We start from the raw sequence: 17,839 nt of genomic DNA on the forward strand, positions 1-17,839 counted from the left end.
AGAACCGTCCGTGATATCGGGGTAGAACCCCTGGGCGCAACGATTTCGAAGGGCTTACTACCCAGCACATTGATGAAGCTCTCCTGCGCAGCGCATACGCCGGCTTCGAAAGCTCAAGAAATAGGGCCGTAGGCAAATGAGGAGCGGCGCTCAGCTGGTCGGCGGCAACCTCCGACTTGTTCCATACCAATCGGCTTTTGGCTGCGTCGCGAGGCTATCGCGACTGAACCAGGCCAGGCGGGTCACGGAGTACTCACAACTCCTCGGAATCAAGCCAAACAGAAACATCAACCTGCTCTTGAGCCTGACGACCTCGCAAGTACAACAAGAGGCACTCTCTACAACCCTTGGGATCGAGACTCCGCCCGAGTGGGACTTGGCGGCGTGGTATCCGTTCATGACGGACGACCCGAGACTGCCCTCCCATCTCAGGTTGAGGTACTGCCTTCCTTGCATCAGACTCGGGTATCACACCACACTGCATCAGCTGCCCTGGATTTCCACGTGTCCCTGGCATGGCGTTCGCCTGCGCCAGAGTTGCCCACGATGCAATGGATTTCCGGTGACAGTCGCTGGCACGCCCACGAAGTTGCTCACCTGTGCGTGCGGCTTTGACCTTATGAATGAGTCGGCTTCCGCCTTGCAGAGACACCCCCACCCCAATGCCACGGCGTATCTACAGGCCTACCTCAACTGGTGTGCGGAGCAAAGGCGTACAAGTCGGCTGATCGTAACTCCAGGGGTACACGTTGATCCCAGCAGGATTTCCAGCCTTGTGGACCTTCCTCCTGGCCTGGCGCTACGCCAGGCCAGGAGGGTCTGCAACGCTAAAAGGTACAGGCTCACGACACACCCAGATCAACAATCACCACCAGCAGGCGCAGATACAGCACTACGTGCAAACCATACGGGCTCTGAGGACGACTCAGGCCCAATCCTCCGTTACATTGACCAGAATGCAGCCAGAGGTTCCCGACGAGGTCGATCAGATCAGGCCTTTAGCCCTCAAGGCGAGCGAGTCGCCGGAGCTCGGGATCAACCGGCTCCGGATGGATGGAGCAGCTACGCCGCGACCAGGCCAGGCGGGCGCTATCGAGTGATTCACCCCAACTATTTGAACTTCGTAGATGAGCTCCTGGGCAAATTCAGCCATTCCAGCCCGCAGCGGGTGAGCAACTCGGGATTGGGACTACGAGTGAGACTAGCGGTGCTCGCCCAGGGCTACGCGGACGGCATCCTCCTCTCGGAGCATGAGGGCAACTTGAGCGCGCTTCCGGAGCGTTATAGATCGCCCAGTCCCATTGCGCTTTTGGATACGAGCCATCCACACGAATTGCGCGTGGCGTTCGGATAACGCAACCCTAAGCAAAGGCATCGATCGCCCCACCCTAAACTTCTGACGCACAACTCAGCTGCCGAGATAGAGAAGCCGCCTGTTTGCACCTGGAAATGGGCGGCACCCATTTATTCGTAGCATTTGCCAACAACAGCAATCGAATCCACGCCAGGGCCAGGCGCCTTCAATCCGTGATGCTGATGCACCAGTCAATGCCAGATGGCGCCATCGGGCAGAGACTCTGGCTGGTCTACCATCAGTAGATAGTCAGGAGCAAGATGACGCTGAGGGTTCGGCGCCGCGCGATAGGCCTGAATGACGTACTGGACCAGCGGGACTTCCACCCCAAACCGAAGACCTTAGGTGCCCCGCATGTACTCCTCGCGCACCATCTGCCGTTGTGCGCCAGTCAGTTGCGGATACTGCCCACCGCTAGGATCACCGATGACGCGCTGTCCTGCCGCGTGCGGGCACCCGGGTTGACTTGGCGATAGGCGCCCCACACCACCGCCGTGGTCATCCAGCACCGCGCCGCACTCGCCGGCCTGGAGGGGACTTCGGCGGACACAACCTGCGCTCGGGCTTCATCACCGAAGGGGCGCACCAAGGCTTGGCGCTGCCCGCCCTGATGGCGAATACCGATCACCGCTCGGTGGCCAGCGCGGCTGGCTACTTCCAGCAGGGCGGCGCCCAGCACAACCCGGCCGCACGGCTGCTCGACGCGGATTGAGCCCGTCCCAGGCGCGCCGCGTCCCGGCACCCACCCACGCCCTTGAAACTGTGAAAGCCATCCCAATGTTGATCGGGAGCTATCAGCTTTCCGGCCCGTGATCGGGGAAGAGTCGCAGTTCCTGCGACAACGAGCCGGCAAGTTGGCAGCGGGGAAGTCGCAGTACCACCTCACCTATCCGCCGGTCGGCACGCGCCCGGCTTGGAGATCGATGCATGGGAACGCAGCACGTAGGCCATAGGGAGCTTGTCAATTTTGCCGACGATCGGGTCAATCTGCCACGCGATAAAGCCAATGAGCTACGCGCGCAGGCGCGTGGACTGAGAGAGCGTCTGGAGACCTACCTAGGGCAGCACCCGGATTTCACCCTTCGAAAGATGATCCTTTCGGGAAGTCTGGCAAAAGGCACCGCATTGCGGTCGCTCAACGACATTGACGTGGCCTGTTACATCAGTGGGGCAGACGCCCCCAAGGACATTGGGAGGCTGCTGGAGTACTTGGCAGAGCGGCTTCGAAAGGCTTATCCAAATTTCAAGCCCGAACAAGTCAAGCCCCAGACTTACTCCGTAACAGTCTCGTTCCAAGGTTCTGGGCTGGATGTGGACGTGGTGCCGATCCTCTATGACGGCGATCCTGACTGGTATGGCAACCTAGTCAGTCAGGATGATGGCTCGTTCTTGAGAACCAGCATTCCCCGGCACCTAGAGTTTGCCAAGCGGCGTAAACAATTGCAGCCTTCGGATTTTGTGCAGGTGGTGCGCTTGGTCAAGTTCTGGGCAAGGCGCATGAAGACGGAAGTTCCCGGCTTTCGTTTCAAGTCCTTCATGATCGAGATGATCCTGGCAAAGCTGTGCGATGAGGGGCGTGATTTCTCCAACTACCCCGAAGCGCTCCAGCACTTCTTCACCTACGTGGCGCAGAGCGGCCTTCGCGAACAAATCGCATTCCAGGATTACTACCCTACCGCCATTATCGCCGCCTTCTCCGAGCCTATGCAGATCATTGATCCGGTGAACGAGAAGAACAACGTGGCCAAATTGTACGGTCACGCGCAGGTCGATGCCATTGTCGAGGCGGCATTGGATGCCGGCGACGCGATTGATGCGGCACTGGCTGCACCGACCAAGCAGGAGACCGTGCGCTACTGGCAAAAGGTCTTCGGCTCTTCCTTCCAAGCGTGAGGGCCCTATGACTGGCAGCTACACACAATCAAGCACCAGCACCTTTACGATCACTCATGCCCGCCACATGGCAGCGAAATTGGCCGCCGACCTCAAGCGTATGCAGCGCTTCTATGGGGCGCCCAGCGATGACAGAATCGCCGCTTATGAGACCGAAGTGGTTGAATTGTTGAAGGCCGGCTATCTGGACACAGTCACCTACGGTTTCAAGCGGGGTGATAACTGGATCGAGCCCACACTGCGCTACACCGCAAAAGATCTTGCAGGCATGTCCGGAATCGATGACGATCCCGGCAAGCTCCGCCCAGGCGCAGATGTATCCGGGGCGAGCTTCTACAACTACCTGACGTATTCCTCTGCCTGGTTCACGCTGTCGGCTCCTCAGCGGGAGTCATTTGAAAAGTCGCTTCCATTTCAGCGTACCGGGGCAGCCGAGCCTGGTATCAGCGGAAGCCTGGTGTCTGACCGCAGCTACTCTGCGGGTGGCAAGGCACTCGACCGCCTCAGTGTCAGGAGCTACTAATGCACTCAAAGCCAACCCTTGACGAGTTGTTTGATCAACGTCGCATCTATCCGGACATCGACGCCCGCACCCGATTGGATCGGCTGATTGGCGTGGACGATCAGAAGGCTCGCTTGTCGAAGATTCTCGGCCTGCTAGTCCACCCAGCTGGCCTGGAATTGTGGGCCAAGCGCCATCACCCAGGTGCCGCAACGCTGCTTGATTCCGTACTGCGCCGACCTCCTTTGGTCATTCTTTCCGGTGACGTCGGCTCTGGCAAAACCGAATTGGCAGAGACTATCGGTGATGCCGTGGCGCGACAGGAGAAGATTGATATCACCTTGTTCCCGCTCAGCCTGGCCACCCGAGGCAAGGGACAGGTTGGCGAGATGACCCAGCTACTCACCACAGCGTTCGACTACGCGCTGGCAGAAGCGACCAAATTGCAAGGTCGCGGAAAAAGCACCGGAGGGGTCATCTTGCTGGTGGATGAGGCCGATGCGCTGACCCAGTCTCGGGAATCGGCGCAGATGCACCATGAGGATCGAGCAGGGGTCAATGCCTTCATCAGGGGTATCGATCGTCTGGCGCAGACGAAGGTGCCCGCCGCCGTGATCATGTGCACCAATCGCCTCAACGCGCTGGATCCGGCCGTACGCCGTCGCGCCGCTGACATTTTGACCTTCAACCGTCCTGATTCAGCTCAGCGACGCTACGTCCTGGAACACCAGTTGCGACCGCTGGGTCTATCCTCCGTGCAGATCGAAGGGCTGGTAGAGGCCACTGGAGCGAAGGATGGACAAGAGGTCGGCTTCACCTACTCTGACATCACACAGCGGTTGATCCCCTCGATCGTACTAGATGCTTATCCAGACCGATCGATTGAGAGCAAACGCGCGCTTGAGATTGCTCGCCCAATGCAGCCAACGCCGGCGTTTCAGGATCATGGCTGAGATGCCTTCCCAGCACGCGCCGGGGCGCCGCTGACACTGTTTCGTGTGGCACAGCTGGCTGCCCCACCCCAGTCGCTGCTATTTCACATTGTTGACCAGGCAAGCGCCTGCTGCTGAGTGTATGGAGGTCCCAAGATGTCCCAATGGTCACTTTCACAGCTGCTTTCTTCATTGCATGAGGATGTTCAGCTGCGCCTTGCCACTGTCCGGAAGACGTTCAATCACCCAGGGTCCAAGGGGGATGCCAGTGAGAACGTGTGGATCAGCTTGCTGGATACCTACCTACCAAAGCGCTATCAAGCTGCGAAGGCACACGTGGTGGATAGTCAAGGAAATTTCAGCCAGCAGATTGATGTGGTGATTTTCGATCGGCAGTATTCACCGTTTATTTTCACCTACGAGGGTGAAATCATTGTTCCTGCCGAGAGCGTCTATGCGGTGTTCGAAGCCAAGCAGACAGCGAATGCAGAGCTGGTGGCGTACGCCCAGCAGAAGGTGGCAAGCGTTCGACAGTTGCAGCGCACTAGCCTGCCAATCCCGCACGCGGGTGGGGTCTATCCGCCAAAGGCCTTGATGCCAATTCTTGGCGGGCTGCTGACCTTTGAAAGTGACTGGAGTCCAGCGCTTGGGCCCTCCCTGGAAAGGGCACTGACCGCCAATCCCGGCGACGGGCGCTTGGACCTTGGCTGCGTTGCTGCGCATGGTCACTTCTTCTTTGACCATTCCAAGGATCGCTATCTCTTTGTGAATGAGAACAAGCCCGCGACGGCGTTCCTCTTCAAACTCATCGCCCAACTTCAGTTCAGTGGGACCGTACCGATGATTGATGTTGAGGCTTACGGCCAGTGGCTGACGAAGTGATGGCTTGGTCATGGCAGCTGTTGGGCGCGACATGAGGCATGCCTGCCCGGGTACTCCGCGCTGTTTAGCGAGGAAGCTTGCCTGAGGGAGACGCCTCTAGGCTTCACGCGCTTCGTGCCCAGCTCGAGGTGCACCGAGTGAGGTCGCTGCCTTCCGGCCCGGAGCACGGATGTTTCAACTTGGGGCGTCGCGCGATTAGCTTGTGCACAATCAGCGTCAGCGGGCCAGCGCGAGGCTGGCTGAATCTCTAGCGATGCCGCGACTATCCCTTCCTCCGAGTCCGAGTCCGAGCCCCACCTCGACCACGTGGCGGGGCCGACCTAAAGGAAGAGGTTCGCAACCTCCAATGGCCACCTCGACTGCTGCGAGAGCGGCTCGGCCACAATCATCGATAGCCTGCCGGACAAGAGCATTCCAGTCCCCACAGCATTGATTACGCTCGTTTGAACTACGCCGCCGGGCACAGCCGCTCCATTGGCTTTGCCTCAAATTAGAAGCCGTGCATTGGCGCCGCACCAAATTCATGCACTAGCGTTGTGCAATGTCCAACTACACAGCATTGGCGCGCGCGCGATTGTGGTGCAACACCGCATCGATCCATTGATTAATCAATGAGATACAGAATCATAGTTTTGCGCGTGCAACACAAGAGACGGACCCTCGCCCATGCGTGATCGCAAACTGACCGGCCCTTGGGCCGGTTTTTCGTTCAAGGGTGGCCGACTGGTCACGCCCGAAGGCCGCGAGCTTCTGCCCGAGGATCTGGCCTGGCTTTCACTGACAGCGGCGATCGCACAGGAATGGCGATCGATGATGGAAGACACTCGCCGCGGCTATGCGCCCAAGGACAGGCATGGAAAGCCTTGCGGCAGTAGGGTTTCAGTGACGCCAATTTCTGCAGGTCGACGGGCGGCCGTAGTAAACCTGCGGGACTACGTGCGGAGATCCTACGAACAGCGGTCTTCCGTGGGTGATCCGGGTCCCGGCGCCGCGCCCCCCCGAACAGATCAGGCCGCATGCGGGCCGATACCTGGCGTGCGCGTGTGAGGCGTTTACCGTAGGGGCGCTGCCCCTACACCCCGGCTAGAATGACCGCANGACCGCAGGACGCAGCCTAGGGGGCTTCATGGAACGAGAACGACCGGACTACCTTCCCGCCATACGCCGAAGCCGCTGGGAATTCCCGTGGCTGCTCGTGCTGGGCATCGTGCTGTTGGGTCTGTTGGCTGGCGGTACCCACATGCTGATCCGGACGAACGCAGCTTGGGCCGCACGGTTTCAAGCGCCACAAGAGCGACCGCGAACGGTCGATCCGAATGCGGCCAAGGAGGCGGCGTTGGCGGAGGCGCGCTTGAGGCGGGCGGCGGCCGAGCGACAAACTCAAAACGAGGCGAAACAGGCAGGGGCAGACCGCCCGGAGGAACTTCGCTGTATCGCTGGCACCCTGTTCCGTCGGATTCCAGGCGGCTGGGAAAACGTGCCGAATCGAGGTTGCTAGGGCGCACCCTACATCCCGTCGCGACTCCGGACCTTGGCATCGTATTCCCGCAGATCGCGCCTAACGGTGTACGCAATCCATGCCCACCTTGCGCCGATACCGGCAAGGAAAACGCTGATCGCGATCAGAATTGCATCCATGCCACCCACCCGTGCGACGGCGCACAGTAGCGCCAGATGGCCAACATAGTACCCGTAGAACGCCCAGCGGGTACGCGGGACCTTCCAAGACAGATCGCCCAGCAGTAACACGGGCGGCGCCAGCAATGCCCAGCCGTTGCCGTTGTACGCGCAAAGCATGCATAGGGGCAGGACCATGACGAACGGATAGTCGCGCCAATCCTGCAGCGTCTCGAAATACAGCCCATTGATGCCGGCACCGGCCTGCGGGAGATCTCGGCGAAAGCGGAACCAATGCCATGACGCCAGCACCAGCGCCACCCCGGACCACTGGTAGTCGACAAGAAGCGGCGCGGGAACAACGCACAGAAGGAACAGAAGCCAGCGCCGACCTTGCACGCACCAAACCCCAGTCGCGGCCAAGGCGAACGACAGCAGCACATTGAGCGGGAGCCAGTATCCAAACGCGAGCGCGTGGACCGGCTGGGCAACGATCCCCCACACCAGCAACCGACGAACAGACTTGCCGACGTCCGCACCTGGCTGAGCAAGGTTGTAGGCCATGACCAGCGCGAACACCGGAAACGCGATCCGACCAAGCTCACTGATCACCGGCACATAGCCGCCGAAAAAGACACGGGCCACGTGGTCGCCCGTCATCAGCATGACGGCCAGCCATTTCAGCACTTCACGCCCGCCACTGGTCATCACAGTTCCCTCGTGGTGTCTGCGGCCTTGGTCGACGTCTTGTAGGGTTCTGACTCCGGGAAGGATCCAAGCGCGCGAATCTGCCGGTTGATGACGCTGCCTTCCAACGTCGGTACGGCACCCTGCCCTGCGAATTGCTGCGGCTGCTGGGCCTGCTGCGGAGGCGTCTGCGGCCGATTGTCGTGACGCTCGCGATATGGGTTATAGACCGGGCCACGTCGAGCCAGCGTGCGGCATTCGGGCTGGCTAATGTCGTAGGCCGTCCCCTGTTCGGTGATGCACGTGCAGCTGCCCGCCTGATACTTGCCCTCGCCGTCCAGACCATCTTTCGATGACATGCACACCAGCAATGGATCGGCGGTCGCGTTGCGATCATCGAACACCGGTGCAGTCCAGGGCATGCTGGCGATTCGGGGCAGGTGGTCCTTGGCGTATTCCGTGGCTGTTTTCCAGCGTATTTCGTGAGGCTTTGCATCGGACGAACCAGACGACACAGGGGTCGCATCGGCTGACGCCGATTGCGACCCCTCTGGTGCGGCGGTTGCGGCCATGGCGGACGGCTTGAGCATTTCGTAGGCGAAATAGGCGAGGACAACGGCAGCTATCGCCAGCGCCGGAAGTGCCATCACCTTCCATGGAATGCGTGGTTTGATCGTGTGAACCTCGGCGGACTTGTATTGGCCGAAAATCTGTGATGGCAACAGGCGCGTGGTGCGCTGGGCGAGGTCGCGTTTTGCCGACGATTTGATTTCCTCGTTGAGCTCGCCCCAACGGAACACATCGATCATCTTGGTGCCGAACCGGCGCACTACATGCGAGTGCGTGCCGATCAGACCGCGTACAAACGGATACAGCTGGTTCGGCTGCTGCGTGGTCCACACGAAGTCCAGGCCACGATGCCGATGCTCAGCCAGATCGAGAACGTGCTTGGGGGTCTGCTGCCGGGTGGCGTCGTGCAGGTGGCCGAACCACTTCCACGCTTCATCTACGAAGATCAGCGAGCCATTGGGGACGATGTACTCCCCTGCTCCATCCTTTTCGTTCCAACGGCGCGGATCGTCCAGCGTGGTCGCCAAGCCGTCCTGCAAACCGTCGATGCCACACGCAAAAATAGGGCGTTCGCCGCGCTGGGACTCTTGAACAAGGCGCTCCATCATCAGCGCGGTTTTGCCGTTGCCGGGCTGGCCGGTGAAAAGTTCGATAGGCATTAGGACCTCCGAACCAGCACGGCGCGGGCAGCAGATACAGCAAACTTCGTGGCGACCGCAGACGCGATCATGGTGCAAGCCTGATCGAAGCGCATGAGGCCCGCATACGCAATTAGCACCGAACCCCATTCGCCACCCGGCGTACCAGCGCCGATGTGCTGCTGCATGTTCTCAAGCCACGGCTCAACGGCGAATTCGTGGGTTGCCCAGGCGATGCGCAGCCACGCCATACCGGCAACAATCCACGTGCCGAGCTGTGTGCGGAAAAGCCACGCGATTCCAGACAAAAGGGAGCTGATCAGGATGGGCATTTACGAGTCCTTACCTGCGACGATGCGCAGCGAAGCGAGGGCGGCGAGGCCCATCACGAAATAGGAACCGAGGCCGAGCCAGTTACACAGCGGCGCGGGGTCGAACTGGATAGTTGCGCCCATCACGTCGATGGCCGGGATCGCGGGACACGAACCGCCACCCCAGCCGTAACCGGACGTGTCGGGCTGGATCGGGTCAGTGCCCTGCCCGCCTTGCCATGCGCCGCTGCCCGGCAAGCTGGTGCCAGGGTCAACCGAGCCACCCGTGCCGGTCAGCGCGTTGCGGATCGCCACAAGGTCCGGGTTACTGCCGGTACCAGATCCACTGTTGAGCTTCTCGACAGCGCAGGCCGTGCGCCACTACATCAGGAGGCTGGTGTATTCGAGGGCATCGCACTTCTCACCCGTGCAGATGGGAGGCTGGCCGCACATGCCGCCAGCGACGTTTCGGTTCTTGCGGGTGTTGCAGTCGATCCGCCACTGGATGCGGGCTTGACCACACATGATTGGCGAACCGCTACACGTCGGAGGCGACGAACAGTCATCGCCGCCAGAGAATTCGTCAACGGTCTTACCCTCGCCGTTCTCCCCGCCTTCCTCGCCCGGATCCGGCTGACCGTCACCGTCGGCGTCCTTCTTACACGTGCCGTCTTTACCGCGAACCTCGCCCGAAGCGCATTGACCATCGCCGGGCAGGCAGTTACCAGCGGGAGACTTGACCTCGCCCGCAGGGCATTCGTTGTCTTTGTTTTTACAGGTGCCGTCAGACTGTTGCGTCATACCAGCAGGACACGGCTCGGGCTTGCACTCACCGAGGGAGTTGGCCGCCGCGCCACCTGGGCACTTGTCGCCCTCAGGTTCGCAGGCAGACATTGCTGCATTCCAGTAGTAGCCCGTCCCAAACTCGGCCTTACATTTCTTCTCGTCAAAGTCGTTGCACGTTCCCGGATCGACGCTGTACTTACCGTTGAAATATCCATCACCGGTCGAAAACCACGCCTGCTTGCAGCCGCCGTTGCACGTCACCGAGCCATTCTGAGGGTCGGCAGGGAATCGTTACGTATAGGGCCAAAAACCACCTAAGCGATTGAAACGCAATAATAATTGCCTTGGCCCGATAGCGTATCTCCCCGTCTATGGGGCCTGTTCAAGGACTTTCGCTGTATAGCTCAGCGGCGCTACTTCCCTGTCAAGGTCGAGATGGTAGTCGCCGAAGCGGTTGATGTGGCTGGTCCGATACGGCGACAGGCCGGCCAGGATCTCGGGCGTCAGTTCAATCCCCTCCTTCCGCATCTCAGCCAAGGTCCGGCTCATGCCTTCTACGTTGTGGAGGATGATCATGTTAGCGACCAGCTGGCTGTACTTGATGATCTTGCGCTGCTCGTGTTGGACGTTCTCAGCAATGATCCCCTGGCTGCCAAAGAACACCCATTTCACGAAGCCGTTGTACTCCTCGCTCTTGTTGGTCGCAGCATGGATTGTTTTGCGAATCTCGTTGTCATCGATGTAGCGCAGCAAGAACAGCGTTCGGACGGCCTTGCCAAGTTCCCGGAAGGCGAAGTACAGCTTGTTCTTCCGGCTGTAGGTGCCCAGCCGGCGCAGGATCGAGGACGCGGTGATCTTCCCCAGTCGGATCGAGATCACTACCCGCAGCATGTCGTGGAGATGGGTGGCGATCAGTTGCCAGTCGATGCTGTCTCCGAACAGTGCCTGGATGTTCTTATAGGTCCTGCCAGGTTCGGGCCGGAAGAATGTGAGATCCTTGATGTTTCGTATCCTGGGCATCAGCTGGATGCCCAGCATGTGGGCCAAACCGAAGACCGGATAGCTTTGGGCCTGCGTGTCGCCATGGACGATCTCGGGCTGGATGTCGGACGTGTTGGCCAGCAGGCCATCGAGGATGTAGATGCCCTCGTGCACGCCACAGGGAATGAAGTGGCTGAACAGCGCCACGTATTTGTCGGACACATGGTAGTAGCCGATGCCGCCGTAGCCGCCGTAGCGGATGTGGTACTCCGACAGCAGGTTGTCCTCGTACACGCTCCACTTGGTGCCATCTGCTGACGCGCTCTTGCCGCTGCCCCAATAGCCCGGCAGGTCAAATTTGTTGTAGGTATTGATGACCTCCACGATGGCCTTCTCAAGGACATCTTCGGTCACGTATTTGAGGTTGAGCCAAGCGACCTGGCGACGGCTGAAGCCCTTGATCGACCGCGCTGTCTGCGTCGGACCCAAGTTGCAGCCATAGCAAAACAGCGTGGTGATCACCCGTCGAGGGAGATCTTCAACCTGGCTCTCGGTGCCGGCGATCGGACGGAAGAATCGGTGCAGATCCAGCCATTGGCTGGCGTCGATCAGGACATCGACGATGCTGGACTCCGGGAGCCGTTCGGCGATGAGGCGGTCCACGGTGGCAATGGCGCTTGAGACCTCGGCGCGTTGCCCCTTCCGCAGTACCAGGCGTCCTTCCAGAATGTCCGCATGAACATTCTCGGGGAAACGCTCGTCAACTTCGTCGGCCAAGTCGGTCAGTTGTGCGCGCAACCCGGCCACGAAAGTCGCAGCGTCGGTGGGCAAGCCTGACACCTGGCCATAGGCTTCCAGTTCCTGGGCCAAGGTGGCTTCATCGACCAGCTGCTCGCGGTAGTCGTCAAATCGTTCGCTGCTGGGGATGAAGAGATCTCCCGACTTCAGTTCGTCCTTGACCTGCACCAGCACGGCCAGCTCGAAGTACTTACGGTGCATCCAGCCGGCGCCTGCCGCGCTGGCCCGCTTGCCAAACACGTGCTGACGCCAGAGCTTGGACATCCAGTCGAAGTCCTTTTCCGGGTCCAGGCCGAGGGATGCGACCTCGATCAGCTCACGGCGTTGGTTGCGCAGCGACAGCACCGCTGCAATCAACGGCTCCATGCCGGCATCGTGGCTGGTTGCCCGCAAGTTCATCAGCTCCAGCCCATTGAACAGCAGCGGCCTGACCGCGCCGTAGGGCTGCAGCATGAAAGGCAGAAAGTTCTTTCCTGCGTATGCCATATGTTCTTCGCATTCGGCCAGCAAGGTCGACACTTCCGCTTCCAGACTGTTATCGATGGCGTCCACGCGCTGACTATCGCTGCCGTCGAGCTGATAGGCCTGCAGGATTTCCTTGAGCTGGCCGATCAGGAAGTCGGCCCGCTTGGCATGTTCGAGCTGGTAGGCCAGCAGCTTTTGCTGGGCCGTGTTCTCCAGCCCGCGCACCTGCTTGATGAACAGCTCGGCTGCGTCATCCAGCGTCTTGGCATGCTGGGCGCGAATGAAGATGGTGGCCAACGCATAGCGCTTGTCCGGAGCCAGTTCGGCTAACTCGCTGGCGTCATAGGCGCGAGCCATTGCACGGAATTGCTTGAGCTTGGGCACCGGCACATCGATGGGAGGCAGCTGGTCGGCCAACTGCTGCAGCATGCGGATGTGCTGCAGATAGAACCGGACCTCCTTGTTGGTCGGTCGGCCAGGCTCGCGCTTGAGCGATTGCCAGCCAGTAAATCTGGAGCCTTCCGGTGCGCGCAGCAATTCGTCAATGAGCGTGCGCGTGGCAGGCGTCAACGCGTGACTGATGCTGCGGTAGTAGCCCAGATTGACCCGCTCACGTGCGCCGATGGCGGCCAGCTCCAGGGTGCGGAAGCCTGGCAGTTCGTAGCGGTGGTGCACCAGCTCTTCGAGCAGGACGTTCACAATGTCCGGGATGGTGTGCTTGGTCTGGGCTGCTCCGGTGGCCACCGTGTCCAGCCAGGCCAAGCCTGATTTGTCCAAGGGACGTACCCCGATGAACTGCCGAAGCTGCGGCATATGGCGGCGCTGGCTACCGGAAGCGTCGTAACGTTCGAGCTGGTCGGTGTCCAATACGCGCCCGAGTCGGGCGGCCTTGGCGATGTGCTTCCGGATCCGCTCGGGCACTTCGGCTAACACCGTGAAGTAACCCAGGCGCTGGAAGAGCTTGAGATGAATCAGTACCGCCAGCTGCGGTCCCGGCTGGGTGGTCAGCTGCTTGGCGAATGCAATCTCAGCGGCGGTGGGGGTATAGATCTCCTCCAGTTCCTTGGCGGTGGGATCAGGCTACAGTCGCGGGTAGGCGGTCTCGTGAAGGGTAGCCATTGGATCCGGAGGTTATGAGGGGATCAATCCCAGTGCCGGCCGTCGTCTGTATTGAGAGACGCTTCCAGGAAACACTGGTGCGTATCGGCCATGCGGTGCATGTCATCGAGCAACGTGGCCAGGATTTCATCCAGATCCCGGTCGGGATCGGTGGGAACAGTCAACTGGTACTCGCTGCTGGCAGTGTTCAGGCGCACAGCCTGGAACGGGGCCAAGCAGATCTCTTCGATCCGGCCTCGGGCCTTGGCCGCGCCGCGGCCCGTGCGGGCAAACGGGGTCAGCACCATGCGCAGGCGCAGCTGCAAGGCCGGTTTGCCCTCGGGCGCCGGCAGTGCCATCGCCGGTACCGGCGCGGTTGGACTGGGCAGGCTTGCTTCAATGCGGTCCCGGGCAAAGGGGTCACGCCCGTCCAGATAGCGCATGGCCGACTGCACATCGCGCCAGCCCACGTACTCCATCAGCGCCTTCATGTCCCAGCCTTGGTCGTTGGCCCAGCTGGCAAAGCCGCGGCGCAACGAATGGCTGCTGTGGAGCCCCGCATCGGCAAAGCCGGCACTGGTCAGCAACTCGCGCAGCAGGCGCACCAAGCTGTTGGGATGCAGGCCTTCGGCGCTCACCTGGCCCCATTGGCTGACCGCCCGAAATACCGGCCCTTCTTGCAGGTCGGCCGCCTGCAGCCACACCTGGGTCGCCTCCACCGGGCACAACCGCGACAACGCCGGCACCTTGTAGGTGACGCCGGCGGCCTGGCGATCGCCCTTGCTGCGCGGCAGGAAACAGGTCATCCCCTGTCCCGGCACCAGCGTGAGATGGGCCACTTCCAGACGCAGCAGTTCATCGCCACGGAAGCCCCGCCAGAACCCGAGCAGCACCAGCGCTCGGTCGCGTTGATGGCGCAGCGCCGCCGCTTCGTCGCCCCGGGCATGTGCCGCAGCGATCGCTGCAGCCAACCAGTCATCTAGCTCGACGAGCCGCCGAATCTGGAGCGGCGCGGCTTGTTTGATCTGGCCCGGGTGCAGGGTCTGGATGCCTTTGAGCACCTTGCGCACCAGCGGCGACCGGGTCGGGTCGACAAATCCGTGGTCGCGGTGCCAAGAGGCGATGGCCGCCAGGCGTTGGCGGAGGGTGCTGGTCGCCAAGGTCTGCGCATAAGCGGCCAGGTACCGGGCCACGCTGTCAGGTGTCGCTGGGAGGTGGCCCTGCCACTCGACTTCAAAGTGCCGCAGCGCCGACGCATAGGTGCGCACCGTGTTCTGGCGCGTGGCCGCATCGAGGTAGCGGTCCAGTTCGGTCACTGGCGCGTGGCCTCCACGGAGGTCGGCTGGCGCAGGGTCGACAGGATGGTGCATTCGGCCCGCTGGCCGCCATTGCAACTGGCAATCACCCGTTCCAGCTCGCTGGCCATGCGCTGCAGATCGGCCATGCGTGCGCGAACGTCGACCAGATGGCTGCGGGCCAGCCGATCCACGTCCCCGCACGAAAGCTCCTCATCGCCGGCCAGCTGCAGCAGGCTACGGACCTCCTCCAGGCTGAAGCCTAGGTCCCGGCCGCGCGCAATGAAGCGCAGCCGCTCGATGTCTGCCGGGCCATAGACCCGGTAGCCATTGCCCGAGCGCCCCGGGCGCGGCAGCAGGCCGATCCGCTCGTAATAGCGGATCGTCTCCAGGTGGCACCCGCTGGCGTCGGCGGCCTCACTGATCTTCATTCGTACGCTTGACTCCGTAGTAACTACGGACTTTACCCTCACTGGCGCTGCCATACCAGCGGCGTGGCTATGGCAGTGATCGGCAGCATTTGTCGGCTGGATGGTCCATTCCGGTGCCCTGCTGGCCATTGCCGTGGACATGTTTCGGCCTGCTTGTGATCAAGGCAGCAGGCGAGATCTTGGGTGATGGGCCGTCAAGCACGTGGCTTGGTCCGCGCCTCAACCTGCACTGAGGTTCCAATTAGGGCTTGCACCCCGCCATCACAACAATCGGGTATCCTTTGCCGAATGTGGCATCCCATCCTCTTTCGTGTTGTGCTGGCCCTAGCCCTCATCCTGAATGGGACGAGTTCGGCTGCGTCTTCCGTGCACATGATGGGTTCGGCCTTCCATACGCAAGGCGCCAGCGAAGCGATATCAGTGGCACTCGCTAATGAAGATCCAGCTTACGCACAGCACCATATTGCCGCGGCAAAGGGGCACAGCCAGGAAGTGAAATCGCCCCAGGCGCCACGCCATCGTGGCGACCACACCGCGTCAGACTGCTGCAAGTTGAGTGCCTGCCGCTGCGCATGCGTACAGGCCTGTGCGTCTATTCCTGTTGTATTCGCACTAGTGCCAATGGATGTGGTGCGTGACCCAGTCCAGCGCTTTCTGGCCGTCGGTCGTCCATCGCCGGCGCTGCCTCATCTGATCCGACCTCCCATCGGCTAATTGCTTCAGGTGCCTAAGGCGCCTTGATAGAGCATGTCGTCCCCTTATTGGGGAAGAGCGTTTCTGTGCCCGCCGCGCGGGCATCCTCGATGCTTGGAGTGTCCCATGTCTTTCGATCCCGTCGATGACCGGCGAAGCGTATCGCGTCGCCGTTTTGTTCAGGGTCTTGTGCCGGTGGCGCATTTGCTGGGCTCGGCCTCTGGCCAAAATCAAGCTGGGCCCTGAAGGGGGCCGGCCAGCTCAATGTCCTTAGTGGGACCGAGTTTGACCTGACGATCGGCGAAACTCCGGTGAACTTCACCGGACGCGCCCGTTCGGCAATCACGGTGAACGGGTCGCTGCCTGCACCGCTTCTGCGCTGGCGTGAAGGTACTACGGTCAATCTGCGGGTGGCCAACGCATTGCCTGTCGGGTCCATTCACGGTAGTGAGACCTCTATCCACTGGCATGGGATTTTGTTGCCAGCCAACATGGACGGCGTCCCAGGCCTGAGCTTCCACGGCATCAACCGTGGTGATGCCTATCACTACCGCTTTACGGTTCAGCAAGGCGGAACTTATTGGTACCACAGTCATTCAGGCACTCAGGAACAGGCAGGTCTATACGGCCCGCTGGTGATAGATCCGATCGAACCGGAACCCTTTGCCTTCGACCGCGACTACGTGGTGATGCTCAGTGATTGGACCGACCTTAGCGGCGACGCGCTGTTTGCGCGATTGAAAAAAATGGCCGACCACGACAATTACTACAAGCGCACCGTAGGCGACTTCCTCCGCGATGCCCAACAAGACGGTCTTAAGGCAACGTTGGCCGACCGTCGCATGTGGGGCTCGATGAGGATGACGCCCACTGATCTTTCAGATGTGAATGCCAACACCTACACGTACTTGATGAACGGCACAACCGCGCTGGGCAATTGGACCGGCCTGTTCCGTTCCGGCGAGAAGGTACGGTTGCGCTTCATCAATGGCTCTGCAATGACGTATTTCGACGTCCGCATTCCTGGCCTGAAGATGACGGTGGTCGCCGCTGACGGCCAGTATGTGCACCCGGTGACGGTCGACGAGTTCCGCATCGCGGTAGCCGAAACCTTCGATGTGATCGTAGAGCCTAGCGGCCAGGATGCCTTCACCATATTCGCTCAGGACTCAGGGCGAACCGGTCATGTCAGCGGCACCCTTGCCGTCCGCGAAGGCCTGCGAGCACCGGTGCCAGAGCTCGATCCGCGCCCGATCCTGACCATGGCGGACATGGGCATGGCGCACGGAGCCATGGCCGAAATGAACAGCGGTAGCGGGGACAAGAAGATGTCTGACACTACGGACGATCCCCATGCCGGACACGACATGGGGGGGATGCAGAGCCATGCAATGGCCGGCATGGACATGTCCACGGGAAGCATGGATATGGGCGGCGATATGCAGTCGCACCCCGTTGGAGAGGCCGGCAACCCATTGGTTGATAACCAGGCAATGAAGCCGACCTCTCGCTTAGACGATCCAGGCAACGGCCTGCGTGGAAATGGTCGCAAGGTGCTGTCTTATTCGATGCTCCGAAGTGCTTTTGAGGATCCTGACGGCCGAGATCCGGGCCGCGACATCGAGCTGCACCTCACCGGGCATATGGAGAAATTCGCCTGGTCGTTCAATGGGGTCAAATTCTCGGCCGCCGAACCACTGCGATTGAACTACGGTGAACGCCTGCGCATCGTGTTGGTCAATGACACGATGATGGCCCATCCAATCCACTTGCACGGCATGTGGAGCGACGTGGAGGACGATCAGGGCAACTTCATGGTTCGCAAGCACACCGTAGATATGCCCCCCGGTAGCAGACGCAGTTATCGAGTGCGAGCGGGTTCACCCCCGTTTTCACGGACACTTAC

The 17,839-nt window shown here is 60.8% G+C and carries 13 protein-coding genes and 2 pseudogenes; 7 read left to right on the plus strand and 8 right to left on the minus strand.

The annotated features are described in order from the left end of the window. Positions 1–1,845: 1,845 nt before the first annotated feature. The 6 genes and pseudogenes from C2U58_RS02385 to C2U58_RS02410 all read left to right on the plus strand — a co-directional run. A pseudogene (locus tag C2U58_RS02385) lies at positions 1,846–2,066 on the plus strand (integrase); the annotation flags it as partial. Between the two features lie 215 nt (positions 2,067–2,281). Next, positions 2,282–3,247 carry a CBASS oligonucleotide cyclase gene (locus C2U58_RS02390; RefSeq protein WP_026070609.1) on the plus strand — a complete coding sequence of 322 codons (966 nt, stop codon included), beginning with the start codon at positions 2,282–2,284 and terminating at the stop codon, positions 3,245–3,247. Between the two features lie 7 nt (positions 3,248–3,254). Next, a complete protein-coding gene (locus C2U58_RS02395; protein ID WP_026070608.1) occupies positions 3,255–3,770 on the plus strand; it encodes a hypothetical protein in 516 nt (171 codons plus the stop codon). Beyond that, entirely contained in the window at positions 3,770–4,702 is a 933-nt protein-coding gene (locus C2U58_RS02400) for an AAA family ATPase (protein ID WP_017355006.1), read from the plus strand. Before C2U58_RS02395 ends, C2U58_RS02400 begins: the two co-directional genes overlap by 1 nt. 135 nt (positions 4,703–4,837) lie before the next feature. Next, positions 4,838–5,563, plus strand: coding sequence for a DUF6602 domain-containing protein (locus tag C2U58_RS02405; protein WP_026070607.1), 726 nt, complete (start codon positions 4,838–4,840; stop codon positions 5,561–5,563). A 666-nt stretch (positions 5,564–6,229) separates the two neighbouring features. Next, entirely contained in the window at positions 6,230–6,610 is a 381-nt protein-coding gene (locus C2U58_RS02410) for a DUF3653 domain-containing protein (RefSeq protein ID WP_102944385.1), read from the plus strand. 597 nt (positions 6,611–7,207) lie between these two features. Here the strand turns inward: C2U58_RS02410 and C2U58_RS02415 are convergent. The 8 genes and pseudogenes from C2U58_RS02415 to C2U58_RS02445 form a co-directional block, all read right to left on the minus strand. Beyond that, a pseudogene (locus C2U58_RS02415) lies at positions 7,208–7,888 on the minus strand (TraX family protein); the annotation flags it as partial. Continuing rightward, on the minus strand, positions 7,888–9,096 hold the full coding sequence (locus tag C2U58_RS02420) for a zonular occludens toxin domain-containing protein (RefSeq protein WP_102944387.1): 1,209 nt from the start codon (positions 9,094–9,096) through the stop codon (positions 7,888–7,890). The gene C2U58_RS02420 and the pseudogene C2U58_RS02415, both read right to left, overlap by 1 nt. Further along, the gene (locus C2U58_RS02425; RefSeq protein WP_102944388.1) at positions 9,096–9,407 is read right to left on the minus strand and encodes a DUF2523 family protein; all 312 of its coding nucleotides are present in this window, start codon (positions 9,405–9,407) and stop codon (positions 9,096–9,098) included. Before C2U58_RS02425 ends, C2U58_RS02420 begins: the two co-directional genes overlap by 1 nt. After that, positions 9,408–9,701: a virulence factor TspB C-terminal domain-related protein gene (locus C2U58_RS02430; RefSeq protein WP_102944389.1), complete on the minus strand. Its 294-nt coding sequence runs from the start codon at positions 9,699–9,701 to the stop codon at positions 9,408–9,410. Positions 9,702–9,767: 66 nt separating this feature from the next. After that, positions 9,768–10,433, minus strand: coding sequence for a hypothetical protein (locus C2U58_RS19785; protein ID WP_146033390.1), 666 nt, complete (start codon positions 10,431–10,433; stop codon positions 9,768–9,770). Between the two features lie 108 nt (positions 10,434–10,541). Continuing rightward, complete coding sequence (locus C2U58_RS02435; protein WP_253256627.1) at positions 10,542–13,475, minus strand: Tn3 family transposase; 2,934 nt, start codon at positions 13,473–13,475, stop codon at positions 10,542–10,544. An 83-nt stretch (positions 13,476–13,558) separates the two neighbouring features. After that, a complete protein-coding gene (locus tag C2U58_RS02440; RefSeq protein ID WP_100665285.1) occupies positions 13,559–14,830 on the minus strand; it encodes a site-specific integrase in 1,272 nt (423 codons plus the stop codon). Next, complete coding sequence (locus C2U58_RS02445) at positions 14,827–15,240, minus strand: helix-turn-helix domain-containing protein (RefSeq protein WP_046982964.1); 414 nt, start codon at positions 15,238–15,240, stop codon at positions 14,827–14,829. Before C2U58_RS02445 ends, C2U58_RS02440 begins: the two co-directional genes overlap by 4 nt. A gap of 854 nt (positions 15,241–16,094) precedes the next feature. Between C2U58_RS02445 and C2U58_RS02450 the strand changes: the two genes are divergently transcribed. Next, positions 16,095–17,839: copper resistance system multicopper oxidase (locus C2U58_RS02450; protein ID WP_102944390.1), on the plus strand; the 1,745-nt coding region annotated here is incomplete at its 3' end.

The sequence above is a fragment of the Stenotrophomonas sp. VV52 genome (assembly GCF_002893095.1).
GTDB classification, from domain to species: domain Bacteria; phylum Pseudomonadota; class Gammaproteobacteria; order Xanthomonadales; family Xanthomonadaceae; genus Stenotrophomonas; species Stenotrophomonas aracearum.

Excerpts from the sequence above, each read along its gene's own strand:
- C2U58_RS02395 (WP_026070608.1), top strand. The coding sequence starts at position 3,255 with ATGACTGGCAGCTACACACAATCAAGCACCAGCACCTTTACGATCACT.
- C2U58_RS02390 (WP_026070609.1), top strand. The coding sequence starts at position 2,282 with ATGGGAACGCAGCACGTAGGCCATAGGGAGCTTGTCAATTTTGCCGAC.
- C2U58_RS02420 (WP_102944387.1), bottom strand. The coding sequence starts at position 9,096 with ATGCCTATCGAACTTTTCACCGGCCAGCCCGGCAACGGCAAAACCGCG.
- C2U58_RS02425 (WP_102944388.1), bottom strand. The coding sequence starts at position 9,407 with ATGCCCATCCTGATCAGCTCCCTTTTGTCTGGAATCGCGTGGCTTTTC.
- C2U58_RS02410 (WP_102944385.1), top strand. The coding sequence starts at position 6,230 with ATGCGTGATCGCAAACTGACCGGCCCTTGGGCCGGTTTTTCGTTCAAG.
- C2U58_RS02445 (WP_046982964.1), bottom strand. The coding sequence starts at position 15,240 with ATGAAGATCAGTGAGGCCGCCGACGCCAGCGGGTGCCACCTGGAGACG.
- C2U58_RS02400 (WP_017355006.1), top strand. The coding sequence starts at position 3,770 with ATGCACTCAAAGCCAACCCTTGACGAGTTGTTTGATCAACGTCGCATC.
- C2U58_RS02405 (WP_026070607.1), top strand. The coding sequence starts at position 4,838 with ATGTCCCAATGGTCACTTTCACAGCTGCTTTCTTCATTGCATGAGGAT.